This window comes from Acinetobacter indicus (assembly GCF_009914475.1).
In the GTDB taxonomy this organism is placed as follows: Bacteria; Pseudomonadota; Gammaproteobacteria; order Pseudomonadales; family Moraxellaceae; genus Acinetobacter; species Acinetobacter indicus.
Genome location: NZ_CP045198.1, coordinates 643216 through 655586, shown reverse-complemented (window position 1 = coordinate 655586; position 12371 = coordinate 643216). Strand labels below are relative to the sequence as shown.

At 40.8% G+C, this 12371-nt stretch carries 12 protein-coding genes and 1 tRNA gene; 6 read left to right on the top strand and 7 right to left on the bottom strand.

Translation table 11 applies throughout. From position 1 onward, the window contains the following. Positions 1-446: 446 nt before the first annotated feature. The 4 genes from GA693_RS03630 to GA693_RS03615 form a co-directional block, all read right to left on the bottom strand. The gene (locus GA693_RS03630; protein WP_071321205.1) at positions 447-1169 is read right to left on the bottom strand and encodes an HNH endonuclease family protein; all 723 of its coding nucleotides are present in this window, start codon (positions 1167-1169) and stop codon (positions 447-449) included. Between the two features lie 3 nt (positions 1170-1172). Beyond that, positions 1173-2381 (bottom strand): AAA family ATPase, encoded by a 1209-nt coding sequence (locus GA693_RS03625; RefSeq protein ID WP_228718902.1) that lies wholly within the window; start codon positions 2379-2381, stop codon positions 1173-1175. A 41-nt stretch (positions 2382-2422) separates the two neighbouring features. Then, the gene (locus GA693_RS03620; protein WP_160241418.1) at positions 2423-3625 is read right to left on the bottom strand and encodes a tyrosine-type recombinase/integrase; all 1203 of its coding nucleotides are present in this window, start codon (positions 3623-3625) and stop codon (positions 2423-2425) included. Between the two features lie 194 nt (positions 3626-3819). After that, a tRNA-Ile gene (locus tag GA693_RS03615) sits at positions 3820-3896 on the bottom strand. A gap of 752 nt (positions 3897-4648) precedes the next feature. Here GA693_RS03615 and GA693_RS03610 point away from each other — a divergent pair. Both GA693_RS03610 and GA693_RS03605 read left to right on the top strand, forming a co-directional pair. Further along, positions 4649-5215: a 1-acyl-sn-glycerol-3-phosphate acyltransferase gene (locus GA693_RS03610; RefSeq protein ID WP_005177219.1), complete on the top strand. Its 567-nt coding sequence runs from the start codon at positions 4649-4651 to the stop codon at positions 5213-5215. A gap of 109 nt (positions 5216-5324) precedes the next feature. Then, positions 5325-6074, top strand: coding sequence for a YebC/PmpR family DNA-binding transcriptional regulator (locus GA693_RS03605; protein ID WP_005177213.1), 750 nt, complete (start codon positions 5325-5327; stop codon positions 6072-6074). 52 nt (positions 6075-6126) lie between these two features. On the opposite strand, the gene GA693_RS03600 is transcribed toward GA693_RS03605, so the two are convergent. Beyond that, complete coding sequence (locus GA693_RS03600; RefSeq protein WP_104490323.1) at positions 6127-6597, bottom strand: Lrp/AsnC family transcriptional regulator; 471 nt, start codon at positions 6595-6597, stop codon at positions 6127-6129. Between the two features lie 375 nt (positions 6598-6972). Between GA693_RS03600 and GA693_RS03595 the strand changes: the two genes are divergently transcribed. Next, positions 6973-7968, top strand: a complete 996-nt coding sequence (locus GA693_RS03595) for a hypothetical protein (protein ID WP_160241419.1) — start codon at positions 6973-6975, stop codon at positions 7966-7968. Between the two features lie 59 nt (positions 7969-8027). Here GA693_RS03595 and GA693_RS03590 read toward each other — a convergent pair whose 3' ends face one another. Then, a complete protein-coding gene (locus GA693_RS03590; RefSeq protein ID WP_005177208.1) occupies positions 8028-8792 on the bottom strand; it encodes a glutathione S-transferase family protein in 765 nt (254 codons plus the stop codon). 323 nt (positions 8793-9115) lie between these two features. Between GA693_RS03590 and ychF the strand changes: the two genes are divergently transcribed. Continuing rightward, a complete protein-coding gene (gene ychF / locus GA693_RS03585; protein WP_005177206.1) occupies positions 9116-10207 on the top strand; it encodes a redox-regulated ATPase YchF in 1092 nt (363 codons plus the stop codon). A gap of 353 nt (positions 10208-10560) precedes the next feature. Here ychF and GA693_RS03580 read toward each other — a convergent pair whose 3' ends face one another. Further along, positions 10561-11055: a hypothetical protein gene (locus tag GA693_RS03580; RefSeq protein ID WP_005177204.1), complete on the bottom strand. Its 495-nt coding sequence runs from the start codon at positions 11053-11055 to the stop codon at positions 10561-10563. A 102-nt stretch (positions 11056-11157) separates the two neighbouring features. On the opposite strand from GA693_RS03580, the gene GA693_RS03575 reads away from it, so the two are divergent. After that, positions 11158-11916: an AzlC family ABC transporter permease gene (locus GA693_RS03575; RefSeq protein ID WP_045795021.1), complete on the top strand. Its 759-nt coding sequence runs from the start codon at positions 11158-11160 to the stop codon at positions 11914-11916. Further along, positions 11906-12253: an L-valine transporter subunit YgaH gene (gene ygaH / locus GA693_RS03570; protein ID WP_104472645.1), complete on the top strand. Its 348-nt coding sequence runs from the start codon at positions 11906-11908 to the stop codon at positions 12251-12253. Before GA693_RS03575 ends, ygaH begins: the two co-directional genes overlap by 11 nt. Positions 12254-12371: the final 118 nt, after the last annotated feature.

Here is a 12371-nt window from a genome sequence, read left to right as displayed (position 1 = left end):
TTTCAGTCGGGATGCTCATTGCGAAAACTTGAGTCGGCACATGCGTGAGCATGTTGGACAATATGTAGAAAAGAAAGGTTAATGGAACACTGGTCGTGTTTCTCAGTCGGGGATTGGTCTCTCTGACTAGGCCGAGATTGGTACAGTGTAAGTATTCTGAAGTTTGGTCACTGATGAAAATAAACTTATACGGGTTTGCCTGAGACTTAAATCAGGATAATGCTACACCAGCATGAAAAAAATCGTGGCTTGTTCTTCCAGATTAGACAAGCATAAAACTATTGCCTAGCAGTAGAAATATGAAATGGAATATGGCCTAAGTCGGCATGAAAAAATTGAACCGCCAGTACAGGCGTAATCATCTGCTCAACAAAGAGCATTAACAAATGCATTAGGCTCGATCCCTTAGGGACGAGCCTTGTCTTATTATATTAAGACTATTTCGATTAAATTCTTTTATCTAACATCAACAACATAGAATTATTATGTAAATCTTCTAAGTCCTGATCCCACATCCCAGTTGTCTGAAGTTGGTTTTTAATCATCAAGTAATCTCTATTTGCATGTAAAGTAGATGTTAAAAAAGCTGAGTATGCTTTATCGGCCTGACAAGACTGTAATAGGGTTGATATTGAATCTCTTGTATCATCAATATCTGCTAGGTTAGCTACTATTTTAGATAATTGTCGATTAACTTCATTACACGCTAAAAATCTTGGCAATACCAAACGATCATCATCATTTAAAAAAAGCTTTTTGATGGTAATATTTCCCTTTTCATCTTTACCATAAAGCCTGAAAGCCTCCTGAGAGAGATGATCTTTTGGCACGTCTACGTACGGATTTACAATTGGTTCAGCAATTACATCCAGAGTCCATTTTTTTCGATTACAACGTCCGCAAGATGGTAATAAATTATCCCAATTAATAACATCATCAGGATAAGTATCCTTATCTTTAAAATGCTCCACCTGCATATATGAATCTTCAATTTGTAGTTCACATTCACAATATGCACATTTATTAGCACTACTTCTTAAAAGTGTTTTTCCAATTTCTTCATGTTTCCAAACAGTTAGTTTAGGGTTCGCTTTAAAATTTGCAGTCAGTTCAGTAACTTTTTCTTCAGTTAGAAATGCTGGTTTAGGTTCACGTTGGAGTTTAATCATGGATTAATCTCCAAGACTATCTAACTGTATTTTAAAAACTGGTTTTAATGGATAGTTAGGATGAAGCATTCTCTCCAGCTCATTAAATGCAAGCTGAGCTTTTTGTTTGTTTTTCGATTCCAATGCTTCATCAAATCGTTTTTTTACTTCATTGTATTTCTGGGTCCGTAGATCAGTCATCCCCATTACATCTTCAAGAATTTCTTCAATCGTCCATCCTTGATAACCATATTCCGAGGTTGGTAATTCTCGTCTTACTACTTCGTTATTTCTTCTCTCAAGTGCAATAACTTCATCCTTAAGCGCAGTTTGTACCACATGAGGACTATGAGTTGAGATAAAAAACTGAGCTTCAGGAAACACTTCTTTAAGAACCGAGCAAATACGACCTTGCCATTCTGGATGAAGATGAAGTTCAATTTCATCAATTAATATTATTCCATCGAAATCTTGTGCAATCATGTAAGGTGCTTTGAAGCGCATTTCTATTTCTTTAATAATTCCGAATACAATAGATATTGTTGACTTAAATCCAGAAGATAAATACTCATAATAAATTTCTCCGCTTGGAGTGTTTATCATGATTTCATTCTCATTGGGATCAACCCTACTAAATGTAAAATTATTATTTAAAATAGAAAAACAACTTTTTGCAAATTCAAAATTTTCTAATTGTTCTTTTTCTAGTGCTTGTGGATGAACTGAATATAAATGTCGGTGAATAAACCACGTTTTTATATCATGATAATTAATTCCCGTGATCGACTGCTGACTTGTATGATGTTCATTCTTATCTTCATCTTTTCTTATCGCATCAATTCTTTGATATGTAAAAGTACGATCAACTTTAAAAGAGAGTAATTTCTTTGAATATGCACCTAGCCCAGGTATATGAAAAGTTTTTTGAGGCTCATGTTCATAAAGCGTGATTTGGGTATTTTGCATATTATTATGATCATCTAAAACAAAAGCTACAATCAAAGCATTTTCAGAATTTATTTTCTTTTTTAGAGTTGGAGTATGTTGATTTGTAAAAATATGTCCTATGGTTTCAAGAACCGTTGTTTTCCCAACCCCATTTTCTCCACAAATAATATTCATTCGTGGATTAATTTCCTCTAATTTTAGGTATGGGATTCCCCCAACATCCTTTAATTCTAAAGATGTGACTTTCATTGTATCTAGACCATTGTTATTTAATGCATTAATCATACATCCAATAGAGATTTAAGCAATGCTTGTCTTAATCACTATTAGAAACATAACTGTTCTAAATAATCAGCCCACCATTGCATAATTTCAATACGTTCCCCTAAATGCGTGGATTTATCATACACAGCTTTTACACCATGTTTTTTATGAGCTAAACATGCTTCAATAACTTGTTCTTTATCACTGAATTGATTATTTAAGGCAGTACTTGCAATATGTCGAAATCCATGTGGACTTTGACGGCCTCGATAACCAAGATTTTTTAAAGCATTATTTAAAGTTGCTTCACTCATTGGCTGTGCAAGGCTATCTCGACTTGGAAATAAGAAGTCAGATACTGATCTAATATTTTTCAACTCTAATAACAATTGAATTGCTTGCCGTGGTAATGGTACAACATGGCTAATACCACATTTCATAGTTACGGCAGGCTTTATCCATATTTTTTTCTCAAAATCAAAATCTTGCCATTTCGCATAGCGTAATTCTTGGGGTCGTGGGAAAAGAATAACGAGTAACTCCAAAGCAATCGCGGTATGGGCATTCTTATAGCCTCGAATAGATTGAACCAAATCTGGCAATTCCTGAAGGCTGACATGCTTCATATTCCCTTTACTACCTTTATCAAGATACTTCAAAATACCATCCAAAGGGTTCGACTCTATTTGTCCATGAAACTTTGCAAGATCATAGGCATTGCGACAATGTGAAACTAATTTCTCTACACGATTGTAAATACTTTCACTTCTAAGCATATCCTGAAAAAATGTCAGCCATTGTTGAGGTGAAATTTTGGTGAAATCCAATTCACCAAAAACAGACAAGATACGTTTTTCAATTGATTGAGTTTCTTTCTTTATTGTTATTGCAGCCCAAGTTGTTTTCTTAGTATCAAGCCAGTCATACATCAAACTTTTTAAATTAAGTTGTTGTTCCTCAATCTTTTGCAATTCAATTTCTTTTTTTGTTAATACTTTTTCATTTTGCTGTAACTTAAGAAAAATAGTTGAAGCTTCAAGTTTAGCTGCTACAAGCGATAACTGCGGATAACTTCCAATACTGTGCCATTTCCACTTCCCTACCTCATCCTTAAAGCGGACTTGCCAAGTTTTTTTTCCTTTTGGTGATACACGAAAATAAAGCCCAGCATCACATGAAATACGATACTCCTTATCCTCAGGTTCAAGATTGAGAAGATGGGTATCTTTGATTTGTTTGATGTTATCTAAAGCCGCTCTTTTCATAACAAAATCTCTTGTATCCGAGTAATGCAGAAAGAGTATCGGATACAAGATTGGATACACAAGAGGGTCAAATAAAGCTGTGCATAGCCAAACATAGTTGTGCAAAAAGCAGAAATAAAAAACCCATGAATCATTATAATTCATGGGTTTATATATCAAATCATTACAAAACTGTGCATATGATTACAAAAAACTGGTGGGCCCAGACAGACTTGAACTGTCGACCAACGGATTATGAGTCCGCTGCTCTAACCAACTGAGCTATAGGCCCTTTTCACTGAAATTGTTATATATCAACAAGTTCAGGCGCCATGAATACTATCGAAGATTTTTTTAAAATACAAGCCCTTTCAAAATCGCTTGTACAGTAAGACAACAGTTAACCAGAAGCTCAAAAATTAGCAGGAAATTGCACAACATCATATCATCAAGCATTGCACTGAAACTGCGCTCATATCATGAGAGGTAAATTCGAAATTTATTTTTTTAAGATAAAAAAGCAATAAATCAATAAAAAATTATACTTTTTTGAAATAACTTTATATCGTGAGTACAAAAACTTATAAAGTATTCGTATTGCTGAAATTTTAAACTCTTTTTGAGTTCAGTGACTTTTCTTTGCGCGATTCGAACACAAGTTCAGCAATAGACCAAAGCACAATCACCATTAAAATGAGCGAAGCAACAATTAGTGCGGTCAAATATGTCATTTTGCTATTCCTGTTGAGGTTAAGCCTAAAGTTGGACATTGGCCTGAACTACGACCTATCTACGACAAAAGTCTAATGCTTAAATTATCTACTGAATAGCTTTTTTTTCACTTTTTTAATAGTAATTTTCTATATACTCATTTATTTTAAGTCTTAATAACTTTTAATTTATATCTAAAAACAATAAGTTGTTAGATTATATTCTGCGGCTAAACAGGTCTTTATTTTTTCTGCACAGTTGCACAAATTAACCCTTGACTCTAAAGCCGAACAAGCACAAATTATGCGCTTTCGTTTGTTTTACTCTGTACCCATGTTAAAAAAATTTATTGGCGAAGCTGCATTTAAAGTTGCCGGATGGAGCTATAATGTCGAACCTGATATTCTGGAAGATAAACAGGTCATTATTGGTTTTGAGCATACCTCGATGCTCGATGCAGTGCTATCACTGGCCATCTTCCAAATTTTCGACATGAAAATTCATACATTAATCAAGAAAGAATTATTCAAAGGTCCACTTAAACCGGTACTTGAAGCCGTGGGCGGTATTGCGGTTGATCGTAAAGCCAATCAGGACATCGTGGGACAAATGGTGGAGCTGTTCCAGCGCAATGAAAAATTCAATCTGGTGATTGCTCCTGAAGCGACCCGTGCCAAAAATGGTGAAGCACGTAAGCCAATTCGTACCGGTTTCTGGCATATTGCCAAAGCCGCCAATGTGCCGATTGTGCTGATGTATGCCAACTCTAAAACCAAGCAAGGCGGGATTTTTGGTAAAATTTATCCAACCGACCTGGCGCATGATCTCGCGCTGATCAAACAGCTCTATAAAGAAAACACCGGATTGGATATTATTATTCCAGACGTGAAAACAGCGTAAATTTTTCAGTTAAAACTTAAAACCCTGCCCTTTTTTCAGAAAAAGGGCTTATGGTAGAATCTGTGCAATTCGATCGGCATACAGCCAATCTACAAGGAGCATATTTCGCATGGCGGGTCATTCCAAGTGGGCCAATATCAAGCATCGTAAAGCCAAACAAGATGCTAGTCGTGGTAAGTTGTTTACCAAATACATTCGTGAACTGACAACTGCTGCTAAACTCGGCGGTCCGGATGCAGGGAGCAACCCTCGCTTACGTGCTGTAGTCGAAAAAGCATTATCGGTCAACATGACACGTGATGTGATTAACCGTGCGATTCAACGTGGTGCTGGCGGTGAAGATAACGATGACTTAAAAGAAGTCACCTATGAAGGTTATGGTGTCGGCGGTGTGGCTGTGATTGTAGAAACCATGACCGACAACTTAAACCGTACCGTACCAGACGTTCGTCACTGCTTCTCTAAAACCGATGGTAACTTAGGCACCAACGGTTCCGTGGCCTTCTTATTCACCAAACGTGGTGAAATTACGTTTGAAGATGTGTCTTTAGAAGATCAGATCATGGACGTGGCATTAGAAGCCGGTGCAGAAGATATTGAAGTCTCTGAAGATGAAATTCTGGTGATTACCACTCCAGAAACGTTTGGTACCGTTCAGGATGCTTTAGCAGCAGCAGGTTTAAAATCTGACAATGCTGAAGTGGTGATGAGCCCATCAACCAAAGCTGAAATCACCGACATCGACCAGGCTAAAAAAATCATGAAAATGATTGATATGCTTGAAGATTTGGATGATGTTCAGAACGTTTATACCAACGTTGAATTCTCTGATGACGTTTTAGCTGCCTTAGATGCTTAAAACTTACATATAAAAAACGCGCTCATCTGGCGCGTTTTTTATTTCTTAGAAATTAAACTTTACTGAGCAAATTCGAGCAGTTTAAAACATTATATTCTTTAATCACGAAGCTCGAATGCAGCGCCACCACATGGTCAATTTTACCAATGCGTTTGAGTAAAATGTCACTGTAGTTTTCCATATCCCGCGCAATCACTTCTACAATAAAGTCAGCGGTTTGCCCGGTCACCAAAAAGGCATTAATCACTTCGGGAATATTTTCCAGTTCTTCCAGAAACTTGGCAAAGGTATCGGTATCATGTTTACTCAGCGACACCTGCAACAGGACATGCAGACTAAAGCCGAGTTTCTGGTAATTAATTTCCCGTTTTAAACCTGAAATAATATTATGATCAATCAGGCTTTTAATCCGGCGATGTACCGAACTCACCGACAAATTCACCCGCTCCGACAATTCATTTAAATTGACATCTTCATGACTTAAAATTTCAAGAATATGCTTATCAAAGCGATCCAGTTCCATTTTTATACTCTTTTTAGCAGGCAATGACACTTTATAATTTTAGCCGAATCAGTACCACAACAATATTTATTTCTCATTATTTTTTCATCTATTGAAATTTTTTTTCAAGATATGATGTGCAGACACAACTGTAGCCTAACGGATCAGACCTCTGCCACTTATCTTGATCTTTTAAAAACAGATAAACGGTTAGCTTCAATAAACCGCTGTTTTCTCAAAAATTTCCTTCTCTCTACTGCGTTTAAATTGCCTTCTCTGCCCAAATACAGCTAATTCCAGAACGTTCATCTTTTACAAGTGTATACAAATAGATTAAAAAAAGATGCGTTTCAACACCAGCAAAACAAAAACATAAGAACACAAGGAATCGTCTTCATGGCTTTTAAATCTTTCAGTTTGCTGAAAAGCAAGCTCAGCCCGGTTTTAACTGTCGAAACCCAAACCAGCAGCTTTTTCAGTGGCATCAGCTCGACCTTGTCGAACTGGTTTGGACAACTCACCAGCCCCTCTACCCCAACCCTCGACAGCTTATTGCAAAGTCTGTTGTCTGGAAACAGCCTGGACAGTAGCAGTCTTAGCAATTTAATCAGCCAGTTTACAGGAAATAATAGCGGCAGTTTAGATATTTCTAGCCTGATTAATCAACTGACCCAAGCCAATGGGGGCAGTTTTGATCTGGGCTCAATTAGCAATTTAATCGGTGGTCTGATTGGCGGTGATACTGCTGATCTGGATTTTGAAGCCATCAGCCAGCTGATTGGTGGCTTGATTGGCGGTAATACGGGCGACCTGGATATTGGTACCATTGCTGATCTGGTCGGTAGTCTGATTGGCGGTGGCGCCGGCGACTTTGATATTGGTGCAATTTCAGAACTGGTCGGTGGCTTAATCGGTGGTAATACGGGTGAAATTAACCTTGAAACGATTTCTGAACTGTTTGAAGGACTCATCGGCAATAACACCGGTGATCTGAACCTTGAAACACTGACCCAGTTATTTGAAGGCTTAACAGGTGGCAGCAGTGAGTTTGACTTAAGTGCCTTACTTGGCGGTCTCCCAGACATCGGCAGTGGTTTTGATTTAGGTGGCTTACTGGAAGGTCTGACTGACGGTGGCACAGACTTTGACCTAGGCAATCTTACTGACAGCTTGGGCGATGCATTTGGTTCAACTGACTTTAATCTGGAAGATCTGTTACAAGGCGCCAGTACAGGAGCAGACAGCAGTCTGAGTCTGGACAACCTGTTACCTGAACTTCAAGAAGCTCTGCAATCGACCAGTACAGAAAGCAGTAGCAGCAACTTTGACCTGCTCAGCCTTGCGCCGCAACTGCCTGCAATTGATCTGGATTCATCTACCCCATTCATTTAATGGATTTGATAAAGTCATAAAAATACGCGCTACAGGCGCGTATTTTTTATGGTTGCCGTTTAGATACCGCGCCAGTCCACACGGGCATGACGCTCGGTCTGATAAATTCTCAGTACATATTGCCCTAAAGGTAAATCACTGAGTTCCTGTTTAAATTGCAGGAATTGTTCGGACAAGGTTTCGCCCTGCTCTTTTTCCCACGGTGTATCCTGAATTTCCAGAATCGGAGCCAGCATGGAACAGACCGCAATATCCGCCAGGCCTAAACGCTCACCGACAAAATATGCGCCGCCATTGGCAATCAGACGCTGGTTTAATTCGGCTATTAAACGGCGCATTTCCCGTTCCGATTCATCAACCTTGTCCTGATCCAGCTGATAGCCTTTGGAAATCAGCATCTTCATAATGGGTTTGGAGTATTTTTCAAATTGACGTAAATAACCTTTTTCACCAATCAGCAAATCTAAAGGCTGCTCACTTTCAGATAAAGTATGTGCCAAGCCCCAGCGACGAACGTGATAGCCCAGAGTCGAGGCCAACTGGTCAATCTCCAGTGCTTCATTGCGCTGCGTCGGGTCTGGGCGTAATAAGGTATGCTCCGGATACACTTCATCTAAATACAGGGCAATTTGGGTACTGTCTGCAATCCATTGATCCTGATCGCGTAAAATCGGCAGCTTGTTTTGTCCGGTTTTTAGCTTGGCAAAAGCCCGGTGCACACCCGGAATTAAATTCTGCGCGTTATAATCCAGTTCCTTATGATCCAGCAGCCAGCGTGCTTTTTCACAAAAATGAGATAAAGGAAACTGGTACAAAATACGCATATCTTCTCCGTCAATTTTTATTTTTTGTTCAATAATTTGAACAGCCAACATCCATTGGCTACTTTAGTCATACTGCTACCGAAAAACAATGCGCTTTTTACTCAAAAATCGCCGGTATTCGGCCAAACGCTTCATCAAGTGTATTTAGGTCAGACTATCTTGTTTAAAAATCAACAAAGATACGGCACACATTACCCCGCCATCCGCAGCACATATTTTAGAAATATGCTTTTTCAACAAACATCCCTGCCATGACCTGACTTTATGCTGGCTTTCATGTAAAATCAGCCACAATTTTTGAATAACACTTTGTGAGTCATTTCATGGGTTTTAATTGTGGTATTGTAGGTCTGCCTAACGTTGGTAAATCGACTCTTTTCAACGCCTTAACCAAAGCTGCAATTGCTGCTGAAAACTTCCCGTTCTGTACCATTGAGCCAAACACCGGTATTGTGCCGGTGCCGGATGCGCGTTTAGACAAACTGGCGGCCATTGTAAACCCACAACGTGTCCTGCCGACCACCATGGAATTTGTGGATATCGCCGGTCTGGTTGCAGGTGCTTCAAAAGGTGAAGGTCTGGGTAACCAGTTCCTCGCCAACATCCGTGAAACTGACGCGATTGCCCACGTGGTGCGTTGTTTTGAAGATGAAAACGTCATTCATGTGAATGGTAAAATTGACCCGCTGGACGATATTGCCACCATCAACACCGAGCTAGCGCTGGCCGACTTAGAAACGGTATCGAAAGCCGTCACCCGTTTAACCAAAACCGCCAAAGGCGGTGACAAAGAAGCGGTTGCGACCAAAGCCGTTTTAGAAAAAATCCTGCCATTGCTGGATGAAGGCAAACCGGCACGTGCAGCCAATCTGGACGATGACGAACGTAAACTGATTCGTGGTTTTGGTTTATTAACCTTAAAACCAACCATGTATATTGCCAACGTGGCGGAAGATGGCTTTGAAAACAACCCGCACTTAGATGCAGTACGTGAACTGGCAGCAGCTGAAAATGCGATTGTAGTACCACTCTGCAACCAGATTGAAGCTGAAATTTCATTGTTAGAAGATGATGAACGTGCTGAATTCTTAGAAGCGATGGGTATGGAAGAACCTGGTCTGAACGTGGTTATCCGCGCAGGTTATGGCTTACTCGGTCTGCAAACTTACTTCACTGCCGGTGTGCAGGAAGTACGTGCCTGGACGGTGAAAGTCGGTGCAACCGCTCCACAAGCAGCAGGTGTGATTCACACTGACTTCGAAAAAGGCTTTATCCGTGCTGAATGTGTGGCCTATGATGACTTCGTACAATACAATGGCGAAGCTGGTGCCAAAGAAGCAGGTAAATGGCGTTTAGAAGGTAAAACTTACATCGTACAAGACGGTGATGTTTTACACTTCCGTTTTAACGTGTAATCGCCTGATATCAGTGAAAAACCCTCAAATATTTGAGGGTTTTTTTATACTCTTTTTTTGAAGAGCAATCTTTGGCTCACCACAATTTAAGCAAGAAAATTAATCAATCAGCGAGCCGATCTTGATATCTTCTTTGATTTACTGAGATGTTATTGAATTCCCTACGCTTTCCAGTTCTCGAAAGCGCTTGATTTCAGTGCACTCAAGCGCACCATAACCGTTCAGCACCGTGAAAGATGCGCCAATATCTTGCAGACTAATTGTGTAATGTAATCGCTATTCTGATTGCAAAGATCAATTTAATACGGCGGCGCCATTAAAAAAGCGGAGCCAGAACTCCGCTTATTGATGCTTCAGGATGCTGTCGCAATCGCATTGCCTTTTTGTTTGGGATCGGTATTGCCCAGTTCCGGATGGGCAATCGCATCGGCACATTGCTGTTTATCGCGTTCATAATCGGCCTGTTTCTGGCTTACCGTTGCGCTACTTTCCAAAGTGGCACGCGCCCAGATTTCCAGACTGGTGAGTGCTTTACGGCATAAGGCATATTTTCCTTCGGTGACTGAATCGGTCATTTTGACGTTAATGCGCCATTCGGTGCTTAACTGGCGCGCCGGTTTGCGTACATTATCTTCAATTAAATTGCGCTGTTTGCGATAAACATAAGGTTCCACCTCATTCATCAGCTTCCAGGCCGCTTCTGCATACGCCGTTGCATCATTGGTCAGTTTCGGTGCAGGTTTAATTTCCGGCTTTTCACCGGACTGATCGCCCCCACAGGCCTGTAATAACAGGCTACTGCCCAGTACAGTTGCAACCACAAATTGACGTGTTTTGAACATCCACATATCTGGCTCGCTTCAACAAACATTTCGGCACTATGCTAGTGAATTCGGGTACAATACACAATCATCATTTGACTCCTTGTTCAACTCTCCTTCAGGTGTGTCGTGTCTGAACACAAAACGCTTTCCACACAGCCAGCCGGTTTTTGGCAAGGCGCTAAAGATAGCCAAGCCATTATTTTTACTTATCTCCCCGTTTCTTTTGCATTTGGCGTTTCGGCGACCCAATTCGGTTTTAGCGCCTGGGAAGCCCTGTTTTTATCCTGCACCATGTATGCCGGTGCCAGCCAGTTTCTGGTGGTGGCCCTGTTAGGCAGCGGCACCTCCATCTGGATGACCGCCCTGACTGTCATTGCACTGGATATTCGCCATCTGCTCTATGGCCCGGCCTTAACCAACCTGATTCAGGACCGGCTCAATTTAAAGAAAACCGCGATCTGGGCCTGGGGCCTGACCGATGAAGTCTTTGCTTCCGGCATGATCAAGCTGTCGCAGCGCCGGCAACAATGGTCGGAATCCTGGATGCTGGGTTTAAGTCTGTTTAGCTGGATGTCATGGGCGCTCGGTTCTTTACTGGGCGGTCTGTTTGCCGATCAGGTCAGTAAGCTGCCGCAGTTTTTACAAGCCGCACTGGATTTCCTGTTACCGGCCCTGTTCCTGAGTTTCCTGCTGGCCGCCTTTGAGAAAAAACATACCTTTGTGGTCAGTGTTACTTTGGTGGTATCAGCTATCGCCTGCTATTTCATTGACCTGTCCGCGGCCATCTTTATTGGTATTTTATCGGGCATTTTTGCAGGTCTGTTCAAACACTATGTCTTAAAACAACCGGATGATGCATACGCAGGAGGCTCACATGAATCTTGAAATTATTCTGGTCGGGATTGTGGTCGGCATCGCCAATTTTGCTTCACGCTTTGGACCGTTTTTTGTGATTCAGAAGTTTCAGCAGGACTCACAAAAACGGGGTGCCCTCTGGCTAAAGATTGCTTTGGGTTCAATTGGTATTGCCGCAATCAGTTCAATGCTGGTGGTCGCGACCTTGCCACCGTTACTGGAAACGCCCAATAAAAGTTTTGCCATGCTGGTCGGATTTATAGTGCTGGCCGGGCTGTATTTTAAATACAAGAAAATTGTACCGGCCACCTTGACTGCGGCCGTGACCTATGGCCTGATTTATACCTATATTCCATTTTCCTTCTAGGTTTTGACTTCAACACCAGACCCATTGACGCAGTGCTGCAGTTGTGCTGCGTTTTCAACACTGTATTTCCTCTTGCCCACTGCGTCTAAAAATTGTTGGACAAAATCACGATTTTCTC